Below are 25,412 nucleotides of genomic sequence, written 5' to 3'. Positions count from 1 at the left end.
CCGAGTGGGCTTGCCGCTTCGCGGGGCTCTCTCCGGTATCACGCGCTTGTCGGCAGTAAGTTTGGCCGCTTCGTCTTCCGGCGAATATCCGACCTGACCGGCTGGCGTCGATCACTCAGTCGGCGATAAATCCCAGGGAGGGGTGCCACCAAAACTCGTGACCAGATGATCCACGAAGCTGCGTAGTTTCAACGAGACATGCCGTTTCGTCGGATAGACGGCCTGGATGGTGAGGTCAGATGTTTTGTAGTCAGGCAAGAGAGCGATCAACTCACCCGCAGTGATGGATTTGCCGAACACAAAACTGGGACCGTAAGCCACGCCGGCCCCGGCCAGCGCGGCGGCGAGCAGCATCTGGGTGTTGTTCGCGGCCACAATGACCGGACCGTCTATCAAGTGAGCTTGGCCGTCCGGATCTGTGAGCGTCCAGTCTCCCGACGAAATGGCTTCACTGAAAGCCAATCGAGGAGCCCGACGAAGTTCCTCTACCTTGCTCAAGGTGCCATGCCGCTTGAGAAATTTGGGAGATGCGCAGATCACCATGCGGCAAGGCGCAAGACGCCGGGCCACGAGGTCGGAATCGAGCAAGCGCCCGATCCGAATGGCCACGTCGATCCCCTCGGCCAGGAGATCGACGTATCGATCGTTGAGCATGATTTCCAGGGCGACGCCGGGGTGCTGTTCCAGATAGCCGGCCACCACATCACCGAGATGCATGGCGCCGAAGGTCAGCGGGGCGGCGACGCGCAGAACGCCGCGGATCGACTGTTGAGCGTCGCCTGCCTCCCGGTTGGCGTCCTCGTATTCCTCCAGGATTCGCCTGCAGCGCGCATAATACGCATGGCCCACGTCGGTCAGAATCAGCTTACGGGTCGTGCGTTGCATCAGCCGGATGTTCAGGTCCGCCTCGATCGCGGAGACATGCTTTCCGGCCATCGAAACCGACAAGCCAAAGCGCCGTGCCGCGGCGCTGAGGCTTCCTTCCTCTGCCGCCGCGACGAACACCGCCATGCTGGTCAAGCGATCCATAGTCGACCCATCTGATATCCTGATTATCGACTGATGATACCAGAGCGGCGATTATCGATCTACAGTAGATGCTCTACCTTCACTTCGAGCCGATGGGAATGGAACCTGGCTTTCGGGGGCGAAGAGAAACCACATGCAAGTCGCATCGAACGGAATTCGGATCCATGTCGAGGAGCGGGGTAGCGGAGACCCGCCGCTCGTCTTTCTGCATTATTGGGGCGGCTCGTCGCGTACCTGGAGTCATGTCACGGCGATCCTGTCGAAGGGCCATCGAACCTTCGCGACCGACCATCGCGGCTGGGGCGAGTCCGAGGCGCCCCCAAGCGGCTATGGCCTGACCGAGCTCGCCGCCGACGCCGAGGGCGTGATCGAAGCACTGAACCTGCGGCATTATGTACTCATCGGCCATTCGATGGGTGGCAAGGTCGCCCAGTTGATGGCCTCGCGCCGGCCGCCCGGACTCGCCGGCCTCGTCCTGGTCGCGCCCTCGCCGCCGCAGCCGATGAACATGCCGGCGGAAGCGCGGGAGATGATGGCGAAAGCCTACGCCGGTCGCGAGGCGGTCGAGATGACGATCGACAACGTGCTGACGGCGAAGCCGCTCAGCGCCGCCGACCGGGAACTGGTCATCGCAGACAGCCTGCGGGGTGCGCCGCAGGCGAAGGCGGCCTGGCCGAGGGCGACGAGTCTGGAAGATATCACAAGCAAAGTCACGGCCATCACCGCACCCACGCTCGTCATTGCCGGCGGGGCGGACCGTGTCGATAGCGTCGACTTGCTGAAGGCAGAACTGCTCTCGCGTGTTCCGCACGCCGTCTTGCACGTGTTGCCGGGGACAGGGCACCTGTCGATGCTGGAGTCGCCCCGGGAACTTGCACAGATCATCGCCGAATTCGCGGATGCCTTGCGAATGCCGACGAATTCACTGCGGCCGCCGAGCAGTGATCGCCTCTGAATTTTCAATCAACCTAAAGGAGCAAGAACGATGTCTGAACTTCTCGCCGAATCCGAATACAAGGCCACGATCAATACCCCGATCGAGGCCCTGGATCTTACCACGTGGGTTTTCACGCTCGCCGACGATGAATACAAACGGTGCTCCAAGGCACACATTGCAGCCGGCGCAAGCACGGATACAGCCGGCAAGCGTGTCTCGATCAACGTGGAAAAGGTCGGTAATCTCATCATCTCGCACTACAATGAAGACGTCTCAAAAAAAGACCATTGCCGCGTCGTCTCGATCAGCGACGTTCTCACTCCGCAAGGCGGTCGCACGACGTCGCGCATTACATGGGAATTGAAGGTGACGGCCATGGGGGGCGGACGCTGCGAGTTCCTCAACCGCGTCGCCGTACACGCGACGCCGGAATTTTACAAATTTCTGGCGGAAAACAAGGTTGATATCGAGCAGGCAAAAGCCGCCATGGTGAAGGACCTGGAAGCCCACAACGCCGAAGAGACGCCTCTGTTCGCCAAGAGCATCGAGAAAATGGCGCGTCGCGGATAGGCGCCATTGCCGATATTCAAGATCGCCGGGGACGGTTGACAGCCGAGACGCCGCCCCCGGTCGATAGCGTGCTCCAGGTTCTATCTCCTCGATCCAAGCCATAAACCGAACGCAGGTGCCAAGGCTGTTGCCTCTGGGCCGGAGATCGCCATCAGCGCTTTGTTGCAGCCGTTGGGCTGCCGATATCGATCGCCCCGGTCGCGCGCAACACGTCACGCGCCTCGTCGCGGTGGTCCCGGCAACTGACGATGACCACCGCGCGTCCGGCTTTCATGTGCTTTTCGGCGGCGATGGCGTCAGTTTCCGAAATGCCGAGGCCCACCAAAGATCCGGCGACCCCTCCAAGCGCGCTTCCGGTGATGGCGCCGGTCAACGCGGCGGCGACTGGGCCGACGGCGAGCATGGGACCAACCCCCGGTATCGCCAACAGACCAAGTCCAGCCAACAATCCTCCGATGCCGCCTGCAGCGCCGCCGATCTCCGCGCCCGCGACGCCCCCGACATCGATGGCGTCGTCGGTCGCCGGGTCGCCGGTCGACGGTGCGACGTCCTTGATGGGGACCTGGACGAAGAGGCTTATATCGTCCTCAGCAAATCCCGCTTTCACTAACGCGTGGCAAACGCGTTCCGCGGCAGGCAGAGAGGGGAAGACCGCCAATTCATGCTGCAGCGAGTTTTCGGCATTGCTTTGGCTCATCTTCGTGTCTCCGATCGCGCGGACGTTTCTAGCAGACGTGGATTGTCAGGCTCCGGATCGATCGAACCAGTGTACAGGTTCCGACCATGCCGCCGACCGTCGTCGTGATGGCGCAACCATTCGTCCGTGAATCAGCTTGACTAAACGATCAAAACCCGGCGGCTGATCTTGGGTCGAACAAAGCAGCTAGATAGATGGTGATAGTAAGATCAAAGCACGCGCAAGTATTGCGAAGGATCAAATATGCGAGGACCTGATGACGGCGCCTGAATTCCCTGTCGAGCTGGATCCGGCTGATACCGTCAAGCAGCCGGAGCGGCCGAAGCTGCTGCAGGTGCTTGGTCCGGGCCTGATCACGGGCGCATCCGACGATGATCCGAGCGGGATCGCGACCTATTCCCAAATCGGTGCGCAGTTTGGCTTCAGCCTGAACTGGGTGATGCTGTTCAGTTGGCCCTTGATGTGCGCCATTCAGGAGATCAGCGCCCGGATCGGCCGGGTGACCGGTCGCGGCATTGCCGGAAACCTGAAGCTGCACTATCCGCTCGGCGTGGTCTATGGCATCGTCTTCCTGCTGGTGATCGCTAACGTGATCAATCTGGGCGCCGATCTGGGGGCGATGGGGGCGGCGCTGAAGCTTTTGATCGGCGGCCCCGCGCTGCTGTATGTTGCGCTGTTCGGCCTAATCTCGGTGTTGCTGGAAGTGTTCTCGCGCTACTCGCGCTACGTTTCCGTGCTGAAATGGTTGACCCTGTCGCTGTTCGCCTATGTCGGCGTCGCCTTCATCGTGCAGATTCCCTGGGGCACGGTCGGCTACAATCTGGTCGTCCCTCATATCACCTTCAACGGCCCGTATCTGACGGCCGTCGTCGCCGTGCTTGGCACCACCATCAGCCCGTATCTCTTCTTCTGGCAGGCCGAGGAGGAAGTGGAGGAGGTCAAGGAACGTGCGGACGCTAAGCCGCTGGTGCGCGCGCCCGAACAGGCGGCCGCGGAATTCAGCCGAATCCGCATCGATACCGCCGTCGGCATGGGTCTTTCCAACCTTGTGGCGTTGTTCATCATCCTGACCACGGCGGCCACCTTGAACGCGCACGGCGTCACCGACATCCAGACTTCCGCGCAGGCGGCAGAGGCGCTGCGCCCGATCGCCGGTCCCTTCGCGTTTGTCGTCTTCGCGCTTGGGATCATAGGAACAGGGATGCTGGCGCTTCCGGTGTTGGCGGGGTCCTCGGCTTACGCCGTGGGCGAGACCTTCGGATGGCACGTCGGGCTGGCGCGCAAGGCCAGCAGGGCGAAAGCCTTCTATGGGACGATCGTTGTGGCAACGCTGATCGGGGTAGGGCTGAACTTCACCCCGATCGATCCGATCAAGGCGCTGTTCTGGAGCGCCGTGATCAACGGTGTGGTAGCGGTCCCTGTGATGGCGCTGATGATGCATTTGTCCAGCCATCGCGCCGCGATGGGTGATTTCAAGCTGCATGCAGGCCTGAAGATCGTCGGTTGGGCCGCCACCCTCGTCATGGCGGCCGCGGCGGTCGGCCTGTTCGCGACATGGGGCCAGTGAACGCAACATCTCGTCGATGATGAAGCGGTCGCGCGGGCGGCTGCCCGGCCAAATGCTGCTCGGCGGGGGTGAGCAATTCGTCCTCGGGCAACCCGTCTCCCGCAACCTTCCGAAATAGGTCTGCGCCGGATCAGCTCAGCCGTCGTCAGGACGTGGGTGCGTGCAAGCTTCACGCCCGTTTGCGTCCACGAGTCGGGGCTGTGGACGTTACGGTGCGTTTGCTCGTCTCCTTCGCCGCTCGCTTGCCGCTGATCGGCAGCAGCATTTCCTTCTGACCGGATGCCGCTTTGCGGGGCTTCTTTGTTGTGGTCGGAGGCGCCGTCTTTGTGTCGGCGGAGATGCTTCGCTTCAGCGCATCCATCAGGTCGACCACGTTCTCGCCGCGCGGGCGCGGCTTGGCCGCGATGGTCTTGCCATTGCGCTTCTGATTGATCAGCTCGGTCAGCGCCGCCTCGTAGTGATCCTCGAAACTGTCGGGATCAAAATGGCCGGATTTCTGCTCCACGATATGCTTGGCGAGATCCAGCATGTCCTTGGTGATCTTCACCTCCTGGATGTCGTCGAAATATTCCGCTGTATCGCGCACCTCGTAAGGGTAGCGCAGCAGCATGCCCATTAAGCCGTTGTCGCGCGCTTCCAATGCGATGACGTGTTCGCGACTGGTCAGCACGACGCGGGCAAGCGCCACCTTGTCGAGCGTTCGGATGGTTTCGCGGATCACGGCATAGGCGTCGTGACCGACCTTGCCGTCGGGCACGATGAAATAGGGCCGCACCAGATAGAGGTCGTCGATTTCCGATTTCGGGACGAACTGGTCGATGTCGATGGTGCGGGTGGATTCCAGCGCGATGTTGTCCAGGTCGTCCTTGGAGACCTCGATGTAGGTGTCGGTGTCGACCTTGTAGCCCTTGACGATGTCGGAGGACTCGACCTCCTCGCCGCTGTCGGCATCGACCTTCAGATATTTGATGCGATGGCCGGTCGCCCGGTTGATCTGGTTGAAGCTGATCTTTTCGGAATCGGAGGTGGCCGGAAACAGCGCGACCGGGCAGGTGACGAGGGAAAGGCGCAAAAAGCCCTTCCAGTTGGCGCGCGGGGCCATAACGTACTCCGGACAGTGGAACGCAACAGAACCGGGATTCAAGCCCACCATCTCGGATTCGTTCCCGGAAGGCCTATATCCAGCCTGTCGTTTTTGTGTGGGAGGCGCTATATGGCCAATCGCCCGCGCGATCTGGCAGACCGGATGGCCGCCCGCCGCCCAGCGAAATCACCTGCCAGATCGGCCGAGGACGGGTTCATCCGCGAGACCTTTGCGTTGCCGCGCGTCGAAGCGCGCAAGCGGGCGCGCGACTTCCTGACTGCCTATCCGAAAGCCGCCTACATGACCGAGGTCGAGAGCTGGCGCGAACTGCCGAACGGCGGCATCGAGTTCACCATGCGGCGGCTTCGCTCGGCCGATTAAGAGTGGAGCGGCGTCTCGGTTGGGCGGGCTTGCGATGCCCGGGAATCCAAGCTGGACTTGTTAGAAACAAACGAGGAACATCGCGCCGGTCAAGACGCGGAAGCATGCGCGTGACCAACATACGGACAGCCCGCCAAGAGCTGGCGCTGCTCGCTTAAGACAAAACTTCTCGGATCTTGTGCGCCAGCTGATCGAGCGTATAGGGCTTGGCAAGGAAGTTGACCCCGGGGTCCAGCACTCCGTTGTGGACGATGGCGTTCCGCGTATATCCCGTCGTGAATAGGACGGGCATGCCGGGATGCAGCTTCAAGGCCTCTTCAGCCAGTTGCCGACCGTTCATGTCGGGCATGACGATGTCGGTGAAGAGCAGGGCGATATCGCGGCGGCTCTGCAGAACCCGAAGCGCCGATGCGCACTGCGGGTCAGATAACCGACGAAGCGCCAATGGGCACGAACGATCTCCTTGATGTATCCGCCGCCGTGCAGGAACACCACGATGTTGCCAACGTCTGAACGCCCGGACGGCGCCGTATGGTAGACGGGCCATCCCGCCACGTCCTTCCTGGTGACCTCGACGCCGCGGCCCAGACCGGTCGGTTCGAAGGAGGCTGGTCGCAATGCCAATCTGCGCACATGCTCTTGCACCGCAGTGGCCGACGCCATCCGCTTCTTGATAGGGAGAAGCCGCAGCAGACCAACGATGACTCGGCTCTGCCAGCTCGGCCCGGTATGATCCCATGACGTCGTTTGCAGGGCGTGCCCTGGCCCTGACTGCACCAATAACGTCTTCTCAACGCCCATGTTGTGTCGAGGCTCCCTCTTCGGTTGGACTCGACAGCATGACGAGATAAGGCCTGCCTATGTGACATGCGCCCAGAATTTTTTGTGTTCCAGGATGTCGTCAAACCCGCACCTCGACCGTCTTCGAGACGATGGGGATGTCAATGCGATTGGCAAAGGCCATACGTGCGAGCGCTTATGACTGAGGGCGCGATAGATAGGTGAATGCCGATCGGCGGACCTGCCAGCCTTCCCGATTAGGCTGCGTGCAGGCCGAGAAGGGATTTGGGTTCGAGAAACGCCTCCAGTCCGAATGTGCCGTATTCGCGTCCGATCCCGGACTGCTTGAATCCGCCAAAAGGCGCCATCGGCTCGTGCGCATAGGTATTGATCAGCACGCGGCCGGCGACGATCCGGCTTGCCACCCGTCGCGCCCGATCCTCATCGGTCGACATCACGTAGGCTTGCAGGCCGTAGACGGTGTCGTTGGCGATGGCGATCGCCTCCGCTTCGTCGGCATAGGCGATGATCGACAGCACCGGGCCGAAAATCTCCTCGCGCGCGATGGTCATGTCATTGCGTACGTCGGTGAACAGGGTCGGCCGTACAAACCAGCCAGCGAGTCCATCCGGCTTTCCGGGGCCGCCGGCGAGCAGCGTCGCGCCTTCCTCGATGCCGATGCAAATATAGCGCTGTACGCGGTCCCATTGCTTTTGGCTGACCATCGGACCGACCGCGGTTGTCGGATCGCGGGGATCGCCGACCCTGACATTCTCGACCGCCGCCTTCGCCAGCGCCTCGAATTCCGCCAGGCGGCTCCGGGGCACGAGAATGCGGGTGCCGGCGATACAGGCTTGTCCACTGTTGCCGAAGCCGACGCCGACGGCGAGCGGGATCGCCTGTGTGAAGTCTGCGTCGTCCAGGATGACGCTCGGCGACTTGCCGCCGAGTTCGAGCGTAACCCTCTTCATCGTTTCCGCGCCGGCGCGCAGGATTGCTTTTCCCACCGCGGTCGAGCCGGTGAACGAGATCTTCGCCACGTCCGGGTGGCTGCTGATCTCCGCGCCGACCACCTCGCCGCGGCCAGTGACGATGTTGAAGACCCCGTTTGGCAAACCTGCGTCATGCAGCGCTTCGGTTACGATCTGCGTCTGCATCGCGCTCATCTCGCTCGGCTTGATAACCGCCGTGCAGCCTGCGGCGATCGCCGCTGCGAGCTTGCCGCAGATGAAACCTGCGTTGCTGTTCCAGGGTGTAATGAGCCCAGCGACGCCGAGCGGCTCCATCACCACCTCCGCGGTGCCGATGCGACGGACGAAATCATATTGCTCCAGCACACACGCCGCATCGAGCAGGACGTTCGCCGGATGATCGGCCATGAACGCCACTCGCGCCGTGGGTGCGCCATATTCCTCGATGATCGCCTCCAGCAGATCGTCGCGTCTCGCCTTTAAGGCGTCGTGCATGCGGCGGAGCAGGGCGATCCGCTCGATCTTGCTCGTGCGGGAGAAGGCGGGGAAAGCCACCTTTGCGGCCGCGATCGCCACGCGGGCGTCCTCCGCATCGGCGAGCCGAACCCGGCCGATGACCCGCGCGGTCGCCGGGTTGTGAAGATCGAACCAATCCGTCCCGTGCGGGGTGACGAACGCGCCGTCGATATAGACCTTGTCGATGATGTGCATGTTGGCACTCCCGGGGCACAAAAGGTGGACTCTCCGGGAGATAGCGGTGCCAATTGCTCAGATAAGCTGTATAAAGCGGCATGAACTGGTGCAAGGATCAGGACAATGAGGGCATCGGGACTGGTCGAACTTGACGCTGTGCTGGCGGTGGCGCGCCACCGTGGCTTTCGGACGGCCGCGATCGAGCTCGACATGTCGCGTTCGGCGCTCAGCCATGCCGTCGCGGCGCTAGAGGCGAAGCTCGGCGTGCGGTTGTTCCACCGCACCACGCGAAGCGTTTCTCTCACGCAAGCTGGAGAGCAATTCGTTGCCGGCGTGGCCCCAGCGCTCAGCCAGATTCGCGATGCGATGGAACAGGCGGGGAGCCATCGCGACACGCCCGCCGGTACGCTGCGCCTCAACACATCGACGGGTGCCGCACGGCAGATGATGGAGCCGATCATTCTCGAGTATCTGCGTCGCTATCCCGACGTGACGGTGGACATCGTCACCGAGAACCGGCTGATCGATATCGTCGTCGATGGCTTCGATGCGGGCTTTCGCTTGGCCGAACTGGTGCCGCAGGACATGATCGCCGTGCCGGTCGGCCCCAAGTTGCGTTTCGCAGTTGTGGGATCCCCGGTCTATTTCGAGAGCCACCAGCAGCCTCACACGCCCGCGGACCTCCTGCAGCATCGCTGCATCCGGATGCGGTTGCCGAGCGGCGCCATCTATCATTGGGAGTTCGAGCGGCACGGTGAGGAGATTGAGATCGACGTGAACGGCCCGCTTATCCTCGACGAACCGCACCTGATGCTGGACGCGGCACGCGCCGGTGTCGGTCTCGCCTATCTCAGCGAATGGAACGCCGGCCCCGATCTGGCGAACGGCGCGTTGGTGCGCGTGCTCGAGGATTGGACACCACCTTTCCCTGGTTTGTGTCTGTATTATTCAGGGCGCCGGCATGTGCCTGCCGGGCTGCGTGCGCTGATCGACTTGATTCGTGAGCGCTATTGATCCGTTCAAGATGGTCGCTCTGCCGACGGCAGGCGCATTGACAAGTTAATTGGCGAGTCAGCGCCATCATTCGTCCACGCACGCGGCGGTTCTGAGAGGCGCCTAATCTCCCAGCTCTCAAAGCTGGGCGTTGCCGCTGCGATTTCCTAAACCGGCGGCGGGTTGAGTCGGCTGAAACCCTCCTGCGTGCGATACGGATAATAGGGATAGGCCGGCATCACGTTACTGGCGGTATCGAGCCGTTGAATCTGCTCCGGGCTCAGCAACCAGCCCACCGCGCCAAGATTGTCGCGAAGTTGGGCTTCATTGCGCGCACCGATGATGACCGATGCGACGGTCGGCCGCGAGAGCAGCCACGCGATGGCGATTTGCGGAACGCTTTTGCCGGTTTCGACAGCCACCGCGTCCAGCGCATCCACGATCCGATAGAGTCTCTCCTCCTCGACGGGCGGTCCCCATTGAGCGGTGTCGTGCAGCCGGCTGTTTTCAGGCAATGGCTGGCCACGTCTGATTTTGCCAGTGAGGCGGCCCCAACCGAGCGGACTCCAGATCAAACCGCCGACGCCCTGGTCGAGGCCGAGCGGCATCAACTCCCACTCGTAGTCGCGGCCGACCAGCGAGTAATAGACCTGGTGCGCGACGTGGCGGGGCCAGCCGTGCCGCTCGGCGATCGCGAGCGATTTCATGAGGTGCCAACCGGAGAAGTTGGACGCGCCGATGTAACGCACCTTGCCGTCGCGCACGAGGAGGTCGAGCGTGTAGAGCACTTCGTCGACCGGAGTGTGAGCATCGAAGGCGTGAAGCTGGAGAAGATCGATATGGTCGGTGCCGAGCCGCTTCAAAGATGCCTCGACCGCATGCAGCAGGCGCGAACGCGACGAGCCCGCATCGCTGGGGCCATCCCCCATCGGCAGACTGGTCTTGGTCGAGATCAACACTTCGTTGCGGCGGCCCTTGATCGCGGCGCCCAGAACCTCTTCTGCGGCGCCGTTGGAGTAGACGTCGGCGCTGTCAAACAGGTTGGCTCCGGCTTCAACGCAGATGTCGATGAGACGCCGCGCTTCTTCGACGCCGCTGTTGCCCCAAGCGGAGAACAGCGGCCCTTGGCCACCGAACGTGCCGGTGCCGAAACTCAGGACAGGGACCTTGAGTCCTGATTTGCCGAGATTGCGGAATTCCATGGTTCTTCTCCCTCTATCTCTTATCCGACTGCCGGCACGAGCTTTTGGTCGAGGCGCAGGCTCCAAAGCGCCAGGATCAATCCGAGCGCGGTGATCGCCGCTGCGACCAGCGGCAACGCGGCGAGACCGGGTCCGTGATCGATGGTGAGACCGCCGGCCCAGGCGCCGAGCGCATTGCCGAGGTTGAAGGCCGCAATGTTGAGGCTGGAGGCGAGGTTCTGGCCGGCGGCGCCTGCCTTCTCGAGCACGCGAAGCTGGAGCGGCGCGACAGTGGCGAAGGCGGCGACGCCGAGCAGCCCGATCAGCAGCACGGTCGGGATCTTGATCGAGAGCACGGGTGCCAGCACCGCGAGCACGATTGCGAGGCTGGCGATTGTGCCGACCAGCGCACGGGCGAGGCCCCGGTCCGCGAATCTCCCGCCGGCGATATTGCCGATCGACAGGCCAGCGCCAAACACCAGCAGGATCGGGGATACGGCCGCATCGGAAAAGCCGGTCACCCGGGTCAGGATCGGTTGGATGTAAGTGAAGATCGTGAACAGGCCGGCAAAGCCGAGCACCGTAATGGCGAGGCCGAGTTGTACCTGCGGCCGGGCCAGCACCGCCAGTTCTTCGCGTAACGGCGAGGTCTTCTCGTCGCGCCCGACATGATTTGGCACGAACAGCAGGAGCACGACGAATGCCATCACGCCGATGGCCGCCACGGCCCAGAACGCGGTGCGCCAGCCGAACAGCAACCCGAACCAGGCGCCAAACGGCACCCCAAGCAGCGTGGCGACCGTAAGTCCGACGAACATGGTGGCGATCGCCGAGGCGCGCTTGTCCGCCGCCACGAGTCCGGTCGCCACCACGGATCCGACGCCGAAGAACGTGCCATGCGCGAGTGAGGTGAGCACGCGCGCCGCCATCAGCGTTCCGTAGTCCGGCGCCAACGCGCAAGCGGCGTTGCCGAGTGTGAAGATCGCCATCAGCGCCAGCAACACCGCCTTGCGCGGCATTTGGCGTGTCGCGAGGGTCAGGATCGGGGCGCCGACGAACACCCCAAGCGCATAGCCCGAGATCAGCAGACCAGCGGTCGAGACCGAGACGTGCATATCGGCAGCGACCTGCAACAGCAGGCCCATGATGATGAATTCGGTGGTGCCGATGCCGAAAGCACCGGCGGTGAGGGCGAGGACGGCGACGGGCATGTTTGGATTTCCTAGTGATGGCGGTCGACCGAACATGGCGCATCGCAACAAGAGGAATTAGAGCGCGACAATTCACTTGATTTATGAGATGAATTCACAATGCCTCGCCTTGATACCAATCGCGCCGCCGAGATGGAGGTCTTTGTCCGGGTGGTCGATCTGGGCGGCTTTACCGCGGCGGCTCGCGAATTTCGGCTCACACCGTCCGGCGTGAGCAAGCTGGTGTCGCGGCTGGAGATGCGGCTCAATGCTCGGCTGATCAATCGGTCGACGCGCAAACTCCAGCTCACGCCGGAAGGGCAGATCTTCTACGACCGCGCAGTGCGGGTGCTGGCAGATATGGATGAAGCGGAGCACGAGGCAGCCGCCGGCGCTTCACCTCGGGGGCACCTCAGGATCAACAGCAATATCCCGTTCGGACTGCTCCATGTGATGCCGCTGGTGCCGGCCTTTCTGGAGCAGCATCCGGGAGTCACCCTGGATATTGTTCTCTCCGATACCGTCGTCGATCTGCTTCAGGAGCGCGCCGACATCGCCATCCGCGTCGGACCGCTGCGAGAATCCCGCCTGCGTCTGCGCAAGCTCGGGACCAGCCGCATGGCAGTCGTCGCCTCGCCGGATTATCTCGCGCGGCACGGCACGCCGCAGCGTCCCGACGATCTTGTGCATCACAAGGGCATCGGCTGGACCTTCTTTCGCACCATCGGCGGTTGGCCGTTCCGCAGCGGGCAGGGGACCGAGGCGATTTCCGCACCGCCAATTGCGCGCGCCAGCGACGGCGAGGCGGCAAAGCTTCTCACGCTCGGCGGCATCGGAATCGCGCGGCTGGCGCTGTTCCACATCGGACAGGACATCGAGGCGGGGCGGCTCGTGCCAGTGCTGGAAGAGTTCAATCCTGGTGACCGGGAAGACATCCACGCGGTCTACCTGGGACAGGGTGGGCCGCTGCCAGCCCGTGTGCGGGCCTTCATCGACTTTCTCGGCGAGCGCATCCGCGTCGGAGATCCGGCCCTGACCCTAGAAAAGAGCGGACGCTGGAGGGTGACTTCGTCGGGGACTGATCGACGCTGAAAGTTCAACGTCGGTTGCTTCTCAGATCGCGGTTAGGGGGAGCGTCTCCCTACGCCATTTCGCCTAGGGTCCGTCGCTATTTTAGGTCAAAACTATTGCACGATGTACCATAGAGTGGTACATATACTCGCGCGGAGTTGTGGTATGATCGTGAGCTTTCAGGACGAATGGCTGCGCGCCTTTTTCGTTGAGGATATCCGCTCTCGAAATATCCCGCCCGATCTCGAAAGCCGACTCTTTCGGAAGCTGCAGATGATTGACGACGCCGCGACCGATCAGGATTTGCGCGTGCCGCCAAGCAACCACTTTGAAAAGCTGCGCGGCAATCTGGCGGGGTTCCATTCGATCCGCGTCAACAAACAATGGCGGCTGGTCTTCCGATGGGACAGCGGCCGAGGTGAGGCAGATGGCGTCTATCTGGATGATCATAGCTACAGGTAAGGCGAGGCAAACATGCTGATGACAAAGCGCAAGCCGATCACAGTCGGTGAGATTTTGGTGGAAGAATTTATGCAGCCTTTGGGGTTGACCCAGACGGCTCTCGCCGAGGCGATGGGCGTGCAACGCAAGCACGTCAATGAGCTGTGCAATGGGCGTCGGAATGTGACCGCATCGACGGCTCTCATCTTGGCACGGGTTTTCGGTAATAGCCCGGACTTCTGGCTGAACGTGCAGCGGCGCAGCGACCTTTGGGAGGCGATGCATAGTCCCAAGGAGCGCGAGCGGATCAAGCGCGCCCGTCCGCTTAGGGCCGCGTGATGCCGCCCACCTCGCCAGTGCCTTTAGAGGCAGCGACATCCCCCATTAAACGGTGTTTGCACCGAAAAGCGCGCGTATTTGCACTACGCCGCCGCCGTCCTTTCTGCACGACGGCCGCCGCCCATGCGCGGGGCTATCCAATCTCCCACATTAACATATGGAGGTAATGCTTTGGAATATCGAGGATATTGCGCAAGAATGGCGGCATGTCCCGAAAGGTCACACCATTTCTCGCGCCACAGGACAGTAAAGCCGACGATTTTGATTTTTGCGCTGTACGGATTGAAGAGCCACCGTCGCGCGAGCGAATTTCGCGCCGGGGAAGGCAAAAATGGGCGCCGCAGATTGTCGATGACTGGCCAGAGGAAGTGCCGGTCTATGTTGAAGAGCTTGAGCTATACGAACTCTACTTCGGCGACGAATTGGACGAAATCCTCGGCTTTAAGAAGTAATCGTTCCAAGGGAGGCCTCGCATGAATGCCAATGCGGCCTCCACCTCGGCCGTCTTGGGACGTGCAGCACTTTATCTTCGCGTCTCGACGGGCCGCCAAGCCGAGCAAGATCTCTCAATTCCCGACCAGCGTCGTCAACTTCGGGCCTATTGCGCGGCGCGTGGCATCGAGGTGATCGCAGAATTCGTGGAGCCTGGTGCAACGGCAACTGACGACAAGCGGGCCGCTTTCCAACGAATGATGGACGAGGCGTCTCTGCGGCCGTCGCCATTCGACGTCATTATCGTTCATTCGTTCTCGCGCTTCTTCCGCGACCAGTTTCAGCTCGAATTCTATGTACGCCGGCTGGCCAAAAATGGTGTCAGGCTGACGTCGATCACGCAAGAATTGGGGGACGATCCGATGAGCGTGATGATGCGGCAGATCATGGCGCTATTTGACGAATACCAGTCGAAGGAGAATGCGAAGCACACGCTCCGGGCGATGAAGGAGAACGCACGCCAAGGCTACTGGAATGGCTCGCGACCACCCTTCGGCTATAAAGTGGTCGCGGTCGAGATGCGCGGCGCCCGGACAAAGAAAAAGATCGAGCCTGACCCGACCCAGGTTGAAACGGTTCGCCTGATCTTCCGGCTTGCGCGGCTGGGCGACGGCGACGGGCCGATGGGCGTCCGGCAGATCGCCGGTTACTTGAACGACCGTGGTCAACGTACGCAGACGGGAGGGCGTTGGGGTGTCGGCGCTATCCACGAACTGCTCACCCGAACAACCTACATCGGGCTTCACCGTTTCAACGTCAGCGGAAAGCGGAAGGGTGTCAAAAAGAACCCGGCGGACGTTGTCGAAGTCCTGGTCCCACCAATCATCGAAACGGCAGAGTTCGAGGAAGTTCAGGGGATGCTCAAGTCGCGAGCGCCCCAGCTAAAGGCACCACGATTTGTGAACGCTCCAACACTTCTCGGCGGCGTCGTCTTCTGTGCCGACTGCGGCGGTGCGATGACACTGCGAACCTCCGGCAAAGGCAAGGAGTACCGCTACTACACCTGCTGCACGGCAGCCCGGCAGGGGAGAACAGGCTGTAAGGGTCGGACGATCCCGATGGCGGAATTGGACGGGCTCATTGTTGACCACGTTGAACGGCGCCTGCTGGAGCCCACACGGCTTCAGAAGGCCTTGGGTGGTTTGTTCCAAATGCGGCAGGCTCATGCGGATAAGGAGAAGACCCGCATTGCGGAACTGAAGCGCCAGGCTGGCGACGCTGATGCAAAGCTGACACGCCTTTACGAGGCGATCGAGAACGGTCTGGCCGATTTGAATGACCCAAACCTGAAAGGCAGAATCACGGAGCTCAAGCGCATCAGGGATGGGGCTCGTGCCGATATTGAACGGGCGGAGGGCAGGGATACCAGGGCTGCCGAGATCACCCCCGAGGCCTTGGCCCATTTTGCTCGGCTCGCGAGGGAGGGGTTGCGACGCGAGGATGGAACCTTCCGCAGGAGCCACCTCCAAAAGATCGTAGGGCGGGCGGAGGTGGGATCCGATCGAATCGTGATCCGCGGCTCTACCCTCCAACTCCTTCAGACGCTCGTAGCATCCGAGGGAAAGCATGGAGTGGAAACTGTACGGTCAGAAGTTCGCAGTTTTGTACCGAAATGGCTCCCCGGGCTGGATTCGAACCAGCGACCATTCGATTAACAGTCGAATGCTCTACCGCTGAGCTACCGAGGAATAGGCAAACCGATGGTTCGCACGCGGCAGCGTATAACAAAGCCTCCGGGCGTTGCAAAGGACGAAATAGGCCGGAACGCGGCGACATTCAGATAAGCCGGATAGTCGTGGCGTCACATCGGTTTACGACGGCTTTGGCGATCCGGAAGTCGTGATCCGGTCACGCTTTCGCGCCACGAACCGAGCGCTAAAAAGACCGATTTGCCGATGAAGTTCAGGCATGCCCCGGTTTTACGAGAGGTGATTCCATGTCCGACACCCAGACCGTTCTCCTCAGGCCTGTGCCGTCGATCGTACCCAGCGACATCCCGGCCTTGAGTGATGACGAATGCCTGGTTCGGCTGGCGCAAGCCGTTGCGGAACATGATTCCGAGGATCTGGACGAAGTCGCAAGACTGATCGGGCGCCTCGTCGTTACGATCGAATAGGCCGCTATCCACATCAATCATGTGACGAAGGATACGCCGGTCGCGGGCTCCCAAGCTTGGGCCACCGCCGTGTTGCGTTTTGGCGAACCTTGTATCAAAGATGGCCCGGTTCTCGTTCCATCCCGCGGCCTCTCCGCGCTTTCTCCTGGGGTTCCCAATGTCCGGTTTTTCGACCGCGCGTCAGAAAATGGTCGATGGTCAGGTCCGTCCCAGCGACGTCACCGATATCAGGATTATCGATGCGATGCTGGCGGTGCCGCGCGAAGCCTTTGTTCCCCAGAATCAGCGCGCGCTGGCCTATCTCGATCTCGATCTCGATGTCAGCGAGGGCGGAGCGGCGAAACGCTTCCTGATCAAGCCGGTCGTGACGGCGAAAATGCTGCAGACCGCCGAGATCAAGGACACCGACAATGTGCTGGTGGTCGGTTGTGCATCCGGTTATTCGGCCGCGGTGATTGCAAAACTGGCCGGGAAAGTCACTGCCACCGAAAGCGACCCATCGCTGGTGGCAAAAGCCAGGGACGCCTTCGCCGAGCTCGGGCTTGGCAATGTGACGGTCCGTGCCGCCTCGGCGGCCGAGGGTGATTCGGCCAATGCTCCCTATGATGTGATCGTTCTCAACGGGGCGACCGAAATCGTGCCGGAAGGGCTCTACCGGCAGCTCAAGGAGGGGGGCCGCCTGCTCGGGGTTTTTGCCATGACCCAGCCGCAACGGGCTACCATTGTGACGCACTCCCATGACGATTTCGGGAGCCGGGCGCTGTTTGATGCCGCCGTTCCGGTCTTGCCGGGTCTTGAGCGGCCTGCGGCTTTTGTTTTTTAGCGCCTGCCGGCCCTCCAAATTCCGTTTCCGAATCAAAAGTGTGGCCGAGATGCCCCACGTTAAGACTTTCCTACTGCGTTGCACCTCCAGGGGTTCCTTACCGCTTGCGCGCGGCATAAGGTATGTACGGATGTTGGCGTGGAACTACGCATCGCCCTGATTTGAGCGCCGCTTGAGTCGGGCCTGTTGCATGAATGGATGACCGGGGATGAATGGTGTGAAGGTTTTTACCGGAGCTGCGGCTGCGGTCCTTCTGTTAATGTATACGGGTCCGGCGCCGGCTCTGGCCGACACTATCGAGGCTGCGCTGGTGCGCGCCTATCAAAACAATCCGCAGCTCAATGCGCAGCGGGCGAGTGTCAGGTCTACCGACGAAAACGTGCCGCAGGCGCTGTCGGGCTATCGCCCGAAGGTCAACCTCACGGCCAGTGCCGGTACCCAATACACCGATACGAATTCCACTCAGGGCGGCACGGCCACCCAACTCGTCCGGACCGAGATCCACGGCGTTGACCCACCGCGCAGCGCCAGCCTGAACGTCAGCCAGACGCTCTACAACGGTGGTCAGACCGGCAACAAGACCCGTGCCGCGGAAAGTCAGGTATCCGGCGCGCGCGAAGCTCTGCGCGTGCTCGAACAGTCGGTGTTGCTCTCGGCCGCGACCATCTACATGGACTATCTGCGCGATGCCGCGATCGTCGAGGTTCAGAAAAGCAATACCCGCGTTCTCGAACAGACGTTGAAACAGACCCGCGATCGTTTCAACGTCGGCGAAGTGACGCGCACCGACGTCGCGCAATCGGAAGCGCAGCTTGCCGCCGGCAAGACGCAGCAACTGACTGCCGAATCAAACCTGACGACCACACGCTCGAACTTCCGCCGCATCATCGGCAACGAGCCCGAAGCATTGGCGCCGGGCTCGCCGGTGGATCGCTTCCTGCCGGGCACGCTGCCCGGTGCTGTCGAACTCAGCCTGGTCCAGAACCCGAGCGTGACGGCGGCGATGTTCGGCATCGACGTCAACTTCCTGCAGGTCAAGGTCGCCGAAGGCGCGCTGTTGCCGACGGTGACGGTGCAGGCGGCGGTGCAGCAATCCTACGAACAGACCATGACGGTCTACCGCTCCTTCGGCGCCTCGGCGATCGCGCAGCTTTCGGTCCCGGTCTATCAGGGCGGCGCCGAGTACTCGCTGATCCGCCAATCCAAGGAAACCCTGGCGCAACAGCGTCTGGTGCTCGAACAAACCCGCGACCAGACCCGCGCCAACACGGTGACGGCATGGGGCCAATTGGTGGCGGGCAGGGCGCAGGTGGCCTCGGCTCAGTCGCAGGTGACGGCGTCGGAGATCGCGCTTAACGGCGTGCGCGAAGAAGCCAAGGCGGGACAGCGAACCACACTCGACGTGCTCAACGCCCAGCAGGCGCTGGTCAACGCCCGTGTCGCTCTGGTGACGGCGCAGCATGATCGCGTGGTCGCGTCCTATGCGGTCTTGAATTCGGTCGGACGGTTGTCACCGCAGGTGCTCAACCTTGCCACCACCGTCTATGATCCGAGCGTGCACTATCATCAGGTGCGCGATAGCTGGTTTGGTGTTCGCGCACCTGACGGCCGCTGATTCCTGACGTCTTCTCTGACGTCTGTTGAGCCGCCCGCGTTGATGAAGTGAGCTTCATGAAGCGTCGGGCGGCGAGTCCTAGCCTTGCTCGCGACAGACTTGCTCGCCACAGCCTTGCTTGCAGTCAACGCCGTTGCTTGCAATCATTTGTTGCCATGACGTACCGTTGCCATTGGCAGCAGAGCGATTCGCACTTCCATTTGGCACCTTAAAGCCGCGACGCTTCGTTGCCCTGGGCAGGGGCAGATTCCGCACGACGCGTCGGGCGGCGTTTGATCTGGGGACAAGTCGGGCTTGTGTGATGAAAATCCCAGCCCGCATATCCGGAACCGGCAAATCCTGTCTCGCTTGGTGTAAAACGCATACGAGAGCGTTGATGAGGTGGAATCGGAGATGACGCAGCCAGCCAAGCTCCAAGAGCCCTCGATGGAGGAGATTCTGGCATCGATCCGTCGCATCATCGCCGACGACGAAGCCAAGCCTTCTGAAGTCAAGCCGGCTGAAGTCAAGCCGGCTGAAGCCAAGCCTGCGGATGCAAAGCCCGCAGCGGCCGAGAAGCCGCCGACACCGGCGCCGCCGGCCAAGCCCGCTGCGCCGCCACCGGCAGCGAAGGCGCCTGTGATGAACGACATTCCGCCGTCAAAGATTCCGGCTGCACAGGCAGCCGTGGCGAAAGCTGCGCCGCCGCCTCCCGCTCCAGCGCCTGCCGCGAGCAACAGCCAGGACGACATCGACGCGATGCTGGCGGGCCTCGACGAAGCGACATCGGAAGCGGAGATCAGGCCAGCCGCCCCGGAAATCGAGGAAGTGTTCGAACTGACCGACGAGATGGCGGTAGCGCCTCCCGAACCGCCCCCGCAACCCTCGTTCCACAAGATCGAGCCGGCGGACGATCTCGAATTTACCGAAGCTGCCGCGGCCAGGACGGTACAGCGGACGCCGGCATTCGATGCATCGCCGTTCGACATTCCCGCGGCTCCGCCGCAGCAGCAGATTCTGTCGCACTCGACCGTGTCCGCCGTCGAATCGGCCTTCAATAGCCTTGCCCATACGGTGCTGAGCAATAATGCCCGGACGCTGGAAGATCTGGTCAAGGAGATGCTGCGGCCGATGTTGAAATCCTGGCTCGACGACAATCTGCCCGGGCTGGTGGAGCGCATCGTCAAGGCGGAAATCGAGCGGGTTTCGCGCGGCCGCTGACCTTCCCGGTTCCGCGCCCTGATTCAGCCACCCCATCGGGCTTTATCTTGCCTTTCGGCCTGACTTGCCGGGTTGACTTGGCGTGTCCCGGCGGCTTTCTAGGGCGTTTTCCAGCACGGAAAAACACCGAAATAATACATCAAAGCCTTGGGTTCTGAAGAGTTCGGAACCCATCAGGCATTAGCCCTCTTACCGTCCCCGATTGCACCGTCATGATCGAGAAAAACTACCAGCCCGCCGATATCGAAGGCCGCATGTCCCGGCTCTGGGAGGACAGCGGCGCCTTCAAGGCCGGGCGCCCGGAGCGGCGCGAGGCGAAGCCTTTTACGATCGTGATTCCGCCGCCCAATGTGACGGGTTCGCTGCATATGGGGCACGCGCTCAACAACACCTTGCAGGACATTCTTTGCCGCTTCGAACGGATGCGCGGGCGCGACGTGCTGTGGCAGCCCGGCACCGATCACGCCGGTATTGCGACCCAGATGGTGGTCGAGCGCCAATTGATGGAGCGGCAGGAGCCGGGCCGACGCGACATGGGGCGGGCCAAGTTTCTCGAGCGGGTCTGGCAGTGGAAGGCCGAAAGCGGCGGAATCATCGTCAATCAGTTAAAGCGGCTAGGGGCGTCCTGCGACTGGTCGCGCGAACGCTTCACCATGGACGAAGGCCTGTCGCGCGCGGTCGTCAAAGTATTCGTCGAACTGCATCGCCAGGGGCTGATCTACAAAGACAAGCGGCTGGTGAACTGGGATCCGAAGCTGCTGACGGCGATTTCCGATCTCGAGGTGCAGCAGACCGAGGTCAAGGGCAGTCTGTGGTATCTGCGCTATCCGCTGGAAGGCGAGAATTTCAGTCCCGACGATCCCTCGACCTTCATTGTCGTCGCCACCACGCGGCCGGAGACGATGCTCGGCGATAGCGCGGTCGCGGTTCATCCGGACGATGAACGCTACACGAAACTGGTCGGCACGCATGTGATCCTGCCGCTGGTCGGACGAAGAATTCCGATCGTCGCCGATGAATATTCCGATCCCGAAAAAGGCTCGGGCGCGGTGAAGATCACGCCGGCGCACGACTTCAATGATTTCGAGGTTGGCAAACGGCATGGCCTGCCGCAGATCAGCGTGCTCGATCAGGAGGGCCGTCTCGCGCTTTCGGAAAACGAAGACTATCTGCGCGGATTGCCGGAAGGCGCGGTGCATCTGGCCGACGAATTGAACGGCATCGATCGCTTCGCCGCGCGCAAGCTGATCGTGACCCGGCTGGAAGATTTTGGCTTCCTGGAGCGGATCGAGCCCAACACCCATATGGTGCCGCATGGCGACCGCTCCGGCGTCGTGATCGAGCCCTATCTGACCGACCAGTGGTACGTCGACGCCAAGACCATGGCGCAGCCGGCCATTGCAGCGGTGCGCAGCGGTGCGACGACGTTCGTGCCGAAGAACTGGGAAAAGACCTATTTCGAATGGATGGAGAACATCCAGCCCTGGTGCATCTCGCGTCAGCTCTGGTGGGGCCACCAGATCCCGGCGTGGTACGGGCCGGATGGCAAGGTGTTCGTTGCCGAAACCGAAGATGAGGCGGTCGGCAATGCGCTCGGCTATTACGCCGAGCAGGAAGTCATCACGCCGGAGCAGGGCCGGGAGATGGCGCTCGATCCCGCCAAGCGTGAAGGCTTTATCACGCGCGACGAAGACGTGCTCGATACCTGGTTTTCCTCGGCGTTATGGCCATTCTCGACGCTGGGCTGGCCCGACGACGATACCGACGTCAAACGCTATTACCCGACCGACGTGCTGGTTACGGGCTTTGACATCATCTTCTTCTGGGTCGCCCGGATGATGATGATGGGTCTTCATTTCATGAAGGATATCCCGTTTTCGACGGTCTACATCCACCGGCTGGTTCGCGACGAGAAGGGCGCGAAGATGTCGAAGACGAAAGGCAACGTCATCGATCCGCTCGGCGTCATCGACGAGTACGGCGCCGATGCGCTGCGGTTCGCGCTCGCGCGTTCGGCGGCGCAGGGCCATGATATCAAGCTGGCGCCGCATTATGTGGAAACCAATCGCAATTTCGCGACCAAGCTGTGGAACGCCTGCCGGTTCGCCGAGATGAACGGTTGCGCGCTGACGCCGGGATTCGATCCGACCCAGGCAAAGGAAACGCTGAACCGGTGGATCGCGCACGAGACCGCGCGCACCACGCGTGAGGTGACCGAGGCGATCGAATCCCATCGCTTCAACGACGCCGCCAATGCGGCCTATCGTTTCGTCTGGAACGTCTATTGCGACTGGTATCTCGAACTCGCCAAGCCGGGGTTGCTCGGCGAGGACGGCGCCGCCAAATCGGAAACCCGGGCAATGGTGGCCTGGGCGCGCGACGAAATCCTCAAACTTCTGCATCCGTTCATGCCCTTCATCACCGAAGAGCTCTGGGCGGTGACGGCTTCACGCGACGGTCTGCTGGTGCTGGCGCCATGGTCGCGCAAGACCGGGCCATCTGAGGAGCAACTGGTTGCGGCTTCCATCACCAGCGCCAATGATCTGTTGGTTCCGCCGGTGCTGTTGGCTGCCGATGCCGCCGATTTCAGCGATCCCGCCGCCGAGGCCGAGATCGGCTGGGTGGTCGATCTCGTGACCGCGATCCGCTCGGTGCGTGCGGAAATGAATATCCCGCCGGCGACGCTGACGCCGCTGGTGCTGGCCTCGGCCTCCGCCGAAACCCGGGGACGGGCGCAACGCTGGAACGACATCGTGAAACGGATGGCGCGGCTTGCCGATATTTCCTTCGCCGATGCGGCCCCGGAAGGCGCGGTGCAACTGCTGGTGCGCGGCGAGGTCGCGGCCCTGCCGCTCAAGGGCGTGATCGATCTTTCCGCGGAGCGGGCGCGGCTCGACAAGGAACTCGCCAAAGCCGACGCCGATATCAAGCGCGTCGATGCCAAGCTCGGCAACGAGAAGTTCGTCGCCAACGCGCCGGAAGAAATCGTCGAAGAGGAAAAAGAAAAGCGTGAGGCCGCGGTGGCGCGCAAGGCAAAGATTCTCGAAGCGCTGGAGCGGCTCAAGAACGCCGCGTAGTGCCGGCTGCATCCTTCGAGACGCATCGCTTCGCGATGCTCCTCAGAGCCTGACTGATAATTCGTAGGAGCCACCGTGTGTGGCTTTAAGTACCGGTTCCCGCGTAACTTTAGAATCGATTAGCGTGTGGTTCTGAAATTTTAGAATCAAGAGAAGCGAAGCCAAATCGACTGCCGCAGGACAAAAATGCCAAAGTGCGGCCGTCCTGCGAATTATGAGTCAGACTCTCAGGATGAGGTCCGAAATTGTTGCAATCCGGTCCTCATGGTGAGGAGCGCGTCTTCGCGCGTCTCGAACCATGAAGCCACGAGAACGGTCGCAATGATCAGGGCGAACCAGGAAAACTTCTAAAGCATCCCGACCGGATCGAGCTCTTCCTCTTTCCTGGTCGAAGCCCTTGTCTCCGCAACAACAGCAGGAGCAGCCGATGCTGTTCCGGCGACGGCCATAAACCGCGCGCGCCAGAAGGTGGCGCCAAGCAGGAAATAGGCGGCAGATGTCCACAGCGCCTGCCAGTTGTCGGTGCCTTCATTGAAGATCGCATAGAGCGCAATGACGACGAACAGGACCGCGAACACGGTCTCGGCGATCGGGCGTGTGCCTGATTTTGGACGGTTGAGCAGTGTCAGCGTCAAGAACGGTACCGCCGCCATGGTCAGGCTGGCGAACGGGAAATCGCGCCAGCGCGGATCGAACACCAGACCCAGCGCGGTCTTTGCAGCGATCAGCGTGGTCAGGATCAGCACGAAACCCAACGCCATCGCGGGCACGGAGATGGTCCGATCTTCGCGCGGGCCGATCAGTTCCAGAAAGGTCGGCAAGCTCCGTCCCGCCATCAGGGCGTTGGCGCAGAATAGCGGCGAGGCGATTGCGGCCGCCAACAGCGCGCCCCAGCCGAGCCAGCCGCCAAGACCGTAGCTTTCGTAAAACATCTTGTCGGCCGCGATCCCGAGCAGGATTCCGGCCGTGGTTGCGGATAGCGCGACCGCGATCCAGGAGGCGAGAGGCGGCATCCACGGCCTGCGCCGCAACGTCAGCCCCGCCACGGCAAATATCAGGATGGCCAGCACCATGCCGCTGGCCATCTGTAGCTGCCAGAGCGGGTAGTTGCGGATAGCGACACCGGGCGGATATTTCACTTCACGATTGGTGCCGTCGAACAGGCCCCAATTGCCGCCGACCGTTCCTTCCCATTCGCGCTTCCACGATGCATCGTAGGCTTCGATCAGGTTGACGTGAAAGTTTTCGTGCTTCGCCAGATCAAGAATCTCCGAGACGACACGGGCCTGGTTGGTGCGCGACGCGATAGCGCCTTCCCGCATTCGTCCGTTGCTTGGCCAGCCGGTTTCGCCGATCAGGATTTCCTTACCGGGAAAGGCCGACGCGACCTGCTTGGCGATCGCCACCACATGCGCGGCCGCGTCTTCGGCGCGGACCGGGATGTTTTCCCAATAGGGCAGGATGTGGACCGTGATGAAATCGACGTCGGCGCCGATCTCCCGGTAGCGCAGCCAGTATTCCCAGACATCGGCGTAAGTCACGGGAACGCTGACGCGCGCCTTGACCGAGCGGATGGTCGCCCGAAGGTCTGATGCGCTCATGTCGCCATGCAACATCACTTCGTTGCCGACGACGATCGCCTTGACTGTGTCGGGATATTCCTTGGATAGCGCGACCGCGGTGTCGATCAATTGTGCGTTCTTGGCGCGGCCGTTTCCAATCCAGATGCCAAGCAGAACTTTCAGCCCTACCTTGGAGGCCAACTCGGGCACCTTCTCCAATCCGTTATCGACGGAATAGGTGCGGACACATTGGGTGACCTTGGCGAGTTCGGCGAGATCCTCCTGGATATGTTCGGGGCTGACGATCAATTGCGAATTCAGGGGCGTCTGGCTGCCCCGGAACGGCGCATAGGAGACGCATTCCAGTTTTGCCACGGGGTCGATCGGCGCACGCGCCAGCGTGACCGGCGCGGCGAGCCACCACCAGACCGCGGCAATCATACCCAGGCAAACGATGAGAAGCGTCAGCGGCGCGCGCAAGGCGATTGGCTCTGTCCTCCGGCAGCCCCGTCGATTATGGTCGAGCGGTCCGCGCAGTTTGGTCGGAATGCGGGGGGCACAGTATTAACCTGCATCAAGGGCCGGGTGCCATAGTTGAACTGT

The 25,412-nt window shown here is 61.8% G+C and carries 23 protein-coding genes and 1 tRNA gene; 15 read left to right on the top strand and 9 right to left on the bottom strand.

From position 1 onward, the window contains the following. Positions 1-111: 111 nt before the first annotated feature. Positions 112-1,011 (bottom strand): LysR family transcriptional regulator, encoded by a 900-nt coding sequence (locus HB676_RS08100; RefSeq protein ID WP_249780129.1) that lies wholly within the window; start codon positions 1,009-1,011, stop codon positions 112-114. Between the two features lie 151 nt (positions 1,012-1,162). Here HB676_RS08100 and HB676_RS08095 point away from each other — a divergent pair, with 151 nt between their 5' ends. Then, positions 1,163-1,984, top strand: coding sequence for an alpha/beta hydrolase (locus HB676_RS08095; protein WP_213737199.1), 822 nt, complete (start codon positions 1,163-1,165; stop codon positions 1,982-1,984). A 30-nt stretch (positions 1,985-2,014) separates the two neighbouring features. Next, positions 2,015-2,536, top strand: a complete 522-nt coding sequence (locus HB676_RS08090) for a hypothetical protein (protein WP_213737198.1) — start codon at positions 2,015-2,017, stop codon at positions 2,534-2,536. A gap of 151 nt (positions 2,537-2,687) precedes the next feature. Here HB676_RS08090 and HB676_RS08085 read toward each other — a convergent pair whose 3' ends face one another. After that, positions 2,688-3,233, bottom strand: a complete 546-nt coding sequence (locus HB676_RS08085; protein WP_213737196.1) for a hypothetical protein — start codon at positions 3,231-3,233, stop codon at positions 2,688-2,690. Positions 3,234-3,489: 256 nt separating this feature from the next. Between HB676_RS08085 and HB676_RS08080 the strand changes: the two genes are divergently transcribed. Next, entirely contained in the window at positions 3,490-4,800 is a 1,311-nt protein-coding gene (locus HB676_RS08080; protein WP_213737195.1) for a divalent metal cation transporter, read from the top strand. Between the two features lie 169 nt (positions 4,801-4,969). Here the strand turns inward: HB676_RS08080 and HB676_RS08075 are convergent, their stop codons facing one another. Then, positions 4,970-5,902, bottom strand: a complete 933-nt coding sequence (locus HB676_RS08075; RefSeq protein WP_213737194.1) for a Ku protein — start codon at positions 5,900-5,902, stop codon at positions 4,970-4,972. Between the two features lie 111 nt (positions 5,903-6,013). On the opposite strand from HB676_RS08075, the gene HB676_RS08070 reads away from it, so the two are divergent. Further along, positions 6,014-6,265 carry a hypothetical protein gene (locus HB676_RS08070; protein WP_213737193.1) on the top strand — a complete coding sequence of 84 codons (252 nt, stop codon included), beginning with the start codon at positions 6,014-6,016 and terminating at the stop codon, positions 6,263-6,265. 154 nt (positions 6,266-6,419) lie between these two features. Here the strand turns inward: HB676_RS08070 and HB676_RS33735 are convergent, their stop codons facing one another. Together HB676_RS33735 and HB676_RS08060 are read right to left on the bottom strand one after the other, a co-directional pair. Next, complete coding sequence (locus tag HB676_RS33735) at positions 6,420-6,710, bottom strand: response regulator (protein ID WP_346347290.1); 291 nt, start codon at positions 6,708-6,710, stop codon at positions 6,420-6,422. A 592-nt stretch (positions 6,711-7,302) separates the two neighbouring features. Further along, entirely contained in the window at positions 7,303-8,727 is a 1,425-nt protein-coding gene (locus HB676_RS08060) for an aldehyde dehydrogenase family protein (RefSeq protein ID WP_213737191.1), read from the bottom strand. A 105-nt stretch (positions 8,728-8,832) separates the two neighbouring features. Here HB676_RS08060 and HB676_RS08055 point away from each other — a divergent pair, with 105 nt between their 5' ends. Further along, complete coding sequence (locus tag HB676_RS08055) at positions 8,833-9,723, top strand: LysR family transcriptional regulator (RefSeq protein ID WP_213737189.1); 891 nt, start codon at positions 8,833-8,835, stop codon at positions 9,721-9,723. Positions 9,724-9,869: 146 nt separating this feature from the next. On the opposite strand, the gene HB676_RS08050 is transcribed toward HB676_RS08055, so the two are convergent. Together HB676_RS08050 and HB676_RS08045 are read right to left on the bottom strand one after the other, a co-directional pair. Next, positions 9,870-10,904 carry an aldo/keto reductase gene (locus HB676_RS08050; protein ID WP_213737188.1) on the bottom strand — a complete coding sequence of 345 codons (1,035 nt, stop codon included), beginning with the start codon at positions 10,902-10,904 and terminating at the stop codon, positions 9,870-9,872. Positions 10,905-10,924: 20 nt separating this feature from the next. After that, a complete protein-coding gene (locus HB676_RS08045; protein WP_213737186.1) occupies positions 10,925-12,094 on the bottom strand; it encodes an MFS transporter in 1,170 nt (389 codons plus the stop codon). A gap of 99 nt (positions 12,095-12,193) precedes the next feature. On the opposite strand from HB676_RS08045, the gene HB676_RS08040 reads away from it, so the two are divergent. The 5 genes from HB676_RS08040 to HB676_RS08020 all read left to right on the top strand — a co-directional run bounded on the left by HB676_RS08040 (position 12,194) and on the right by HB676_RS08020 (position 16,071). Further along, positions 12,194-13,165, top strand: coding sequence for a LysR family transcriptional regulator (locus tag HB676_RS08040; RefSeq protein ID WP_213737185.1), 972 nt, complete (start codon positions 12,194-12,196; stop codon positions 13,163-13,165). A gap of 144 nt (positions 13,166-13,309) precedes the next feature. Then, positions 13,310-13,606 carry a type II toxin-antitoxin system RelE/ParE family toxin gene (locus tag HB676_RS08035; protein WP_213737183.1) on the top strand — a complete coding sequence of 99 codons (297 nt, stop codon included), beginning with the start codon at positions 13,310-13,312 and terminating at the stop codon, positions 13,604-13,606. Between the two features lie 12 nt (positions 13,607-13,618). After that, entirely contained in the window at positions 13,619-13,924 is a 306-nt protein-coding gene (locus tag HB676_RS08030) for a HigA family addiction module antitoxin (RefSeq protein WP_213737182.1), read from the top strand. Positions 13,925-14,130: 206 nt separating this feature from the next. Continuing rightward, complete coding sequence (locus HB676_RS08025) at positions 14,131-14,376, top strand: hypothetical protein (RefSeq protein ID WP_213737476.1); 246 nt, start codon at positions 14,131-14,133, stop codon at positions 14,374-14,376. A gap of 21 nt (positions 14,377-14,397) precedes the next feature. Next, entirely contained in the window at positions 14,398-16,071 is a 1,674-nt protein-coding gene (locus HB676_RS08020) for a recombinase family protein (RefSeq protein ID WP_213737454.1), read from the top strand. On the opposite strand, the gene HB676_RS08015 is transcribed toward HB676_RS08020, so the two are convergent. Then, positions 16,030-16,104: transfer RNA gene (locus HB676_RS08015), tRNA-Asn, on the bottom strand. The genes HB676_RS08020 and HB676_RS08015 overlap by 42 nt on opposite strands. A 248-nt stretch (positions 16,105-16,352) precedes the next feature. On the opposite strand from HB676_RS08015, the gene HB676_RS08010 reads away from it, so the two are divergent. The 5 genes from HB676_RS08010 to HB676_RS07990 all read left to right on the top strand — a co-directional run bounded on the left by HB676_RS08010 (position 16,353) and on the right by HB676_RS07990 (position 23,247). Continuing rightward, complete coding sequence (locus tag HB676_RS08010) at positions 16,353-16,532, top strand: hypothetical protein (protein WP_213737181.1); 180 nt, start codon at positions 16,353-16,355, stop codon at positions 16,530-16,532. A 157-nt stretch (positions 16,533-16,689) separates the two neighbouring features. Further along, complete coding sequence (locus HB676_RS08005; RefSeq protein WP_213737180.1) at positions 16,690-17,355, top strand: protein-L-isoaspartate O-methyltransferase; 666 nt, start codon at positions 16,690-16,692, stop codon at positions 17,353-17,355. Between the two features lie 208 nt (positions 17,356-17,563). Continuing rightward, complete coding sequence (locus tag HB676_RS08000; protein WP_213737179.1) at positions 17,564-18,970, top strand: TolC family outer membrane protein; 1,407 nt, start codon at positions 17,564-17,566, stop codon at positions 18,968-18,970. 393 nt (positions 18,971-19,363) lie between these two features. Continuing rightward, complete coding sequence (locus HB676_RS07995; protein ID WP_213737177.1) at positions 19,364-20,170, top strand: DUF2497 domain-containing protein; 807 nt, start codon at positions 19,364-19,366, stop codon at positions 20,168-20,170. A gap of 212 nt (positions 20,171-20,382) precedes the next feature. Further along, positions 20,383-23,247: a valine--tRNA ligase gene (locus tag HB676_RS07990; protein ID WP_213737176.1), complete on the top strand. Its 2,865-nt coding sequence runs from the start codon at positions 20,383-20,385 to the stop codon at positions 23,245-23,247. Positions 23,248-23,594: 347 nt separating this feature from the next. Here the strand turns inward: HB676_RS07990 and HB676_RS07985 are convergent, their stop codons facing one another. Then, positions 23,595-25,250, bottom strand: a complete 1,656-nt coding sequence (locus HB676_RS07985) for a beta-(1-6) glucans synthase (RefSeq protein WP_346347300.1) — start codon at positions 25,248-25,250, stop codon at positions 23,595-23,597. Between the last annotated feature and the right edge of the window lie 162 nt (positions 25,251-25,412).

The organism is Bradyrhizobium sp. dw_411, from assembly GCF_018449695.1.
Lineage (GTDB): Bacteria > Pseudomonadota > Alphaproteobacteria > Rhizobiales > Xanthobacteraceae > Bradyrhizobium.
This window is presented reverse-complemented; position numbering and strand designations above follow the sequence as displayed.

Excerpts from the sequence above, each read along its gene's own strand:
- HB676_RS08100 (WP_249780129.1), bottom strand. The coding sequence starts at position 1,011 with ATGGCGGTGTTCGTCGCGGCGGCAGAGGAAGGAAGCCTCAGCGCCGCG.
- HB676_RS08095 (WP_213737199.1), top strand. The coding sequence starts at position 1,163 with ATGCAAGTCGCATCGAACGGAATTCGGATCCATGTCGAGGAGCGGGGT.
- HB676_RS08090 (WP_213737198.1), top strand. The coding sequence starts at position 2,015 with ATGTCTGAACTTCTCGCCGAATCCGAATACAAGGCCACGATCAATACC.
- HB676_RS08085 (WP_213737196.1), bottom strand. The coding sequence starts at position 3,233 with ATGAGCCAAAGCAATGCCGAAAACTCGCTGCAGCATGAATTGGCGGTC.
- HB676_RS08080 (WP_213737195.1), top strand. The coding sequence starts at position 3,490 with ATGACGGCGCCTGAATTCCCTGTCGAGCTGGATCCGGCTGATACCGTC.
- HB676_RS08075 (WP_213737194.1), bottom strand. The coding sequence starts at position 5,902 with ATGGCCCCGCGCGCCAACTGGAAGGGCTTTTTGCGCCTTTCCCTCGTC.
- HB676_RS08070 (WP_213737193.1), top strand. The coding sequence starts at position 6,014 with ATGGCCAATCGCCCGCGCGATCTGGCAGACCGGATGGCCGCCCGCCGC.
- HB676_RS08060 (WP_213737191.1), bottom strand. The coding sequence starts at position 8,727 with ATGCACATCATCGACAAGGTCTATATCGACGGCGCGTTCGTCACCCCG.
- HB676_RS08055 (WP_213737189.1), top strand. The coding sequence starts at position 8,833 with ATGAGGGCATCGGGACTGGTCGAACTTGACGCTGTGCTGGCGGTGGCG.
- HB676_RS08050 (WP_213737188.1), bottom strand. The coding sequence starts at position 10,904 with ATGGAATTCCGCAATCTCGGCAAATCAGGACTCAAGGTCCCTGTCCTG.
- HB676_RS08045 (WP_213737186.1), bottom strand. The coding sequence starts at position 12,094 with ATGCCCGTCGCCGTCCTCGCCCTCACCGCCGGTGCTTTCGGCATCGGC.
- HB676_RS08040 (WP_213737185.1), top strand. The coding sequence starts at position 12,194 with ATGCCTCGCCTTGATACCAATCGCGCCGCCGAGATGGAGGTCTTTGTC.
- HB676_RS08035 (WP_213737183.1), top strand. The coding sequence starts at position 13,310 with ATGATCGTGAGCTTTCAGGACGAATGGCTGCGCGCCTTTTTCGTTGAG.
- HB676_RS08030 (WP_213737182.1), top strand. The coding sequence starts at position 13,619 with ATGCTGATGACAAAGCGCAAGCCGATCACAGTCGGTGAGATTTTGGTG.
- HB676_RS08025 (WP_213737476.1), top strand. The coding sequence starts at position 14,131 with ATGTCCCGAAAGGTCACACCATTTCTCGCGCCACAGGACAGTAAAGCC.
- HB676_RS08020 (WP_213737454.1), top strand. The coding sequence starts at position 14,398 with ATGAATGCCAATGCGGCCTCCACCTCGGCCGTCTTGGGACGTGCAGCA.
- HB676_RS08010 (WP_213737181.1), top strand. The coding sequence starts at position 16,353 with ATGTCCGACACCCAGACCGTTCTCCTCAGGCCTGTGCCGTCGATCGTA.
- HB676_RS08005 (WP_213737180.1), top strand. The coding sequence starts at position 16,690 with ATGTCCGGTTTTTCGACCGCGCGTCAGAAAATGGTCGATGGTCAGGTC.
- HB676_RS08000 (WP_213737179.1), top strand. The coding sequence starts at position 17,564 with ATGAATGGTGTGAAGGTTTTTACCGGAGCTGCGGCTGCGGTCCTTCTG.
- HB676_RS07995 (WP_213737177.1), top strand. The coding sequence starts at position 19,364 with ATGACGCAGCCAGCCAAGCTCCAAGAGCCCTCGATGGAGGAGATTCTG.
- HB676_RS07990 (WP_213737176.1), top strand. The coding sequence starts at position 20,383 with ATGATCGAGAAAAACTACCAGCCCGCCGATATCGAAGGCCGCATGTCC.
- HB676_RS07985 (WP_346347300.1), bottom strand. The coding sequence starts at position 25,250 with ATGATTGCCGCGGTCTGGTGGTGGCTCGCCGCGCCGGTCACGCTGGCG.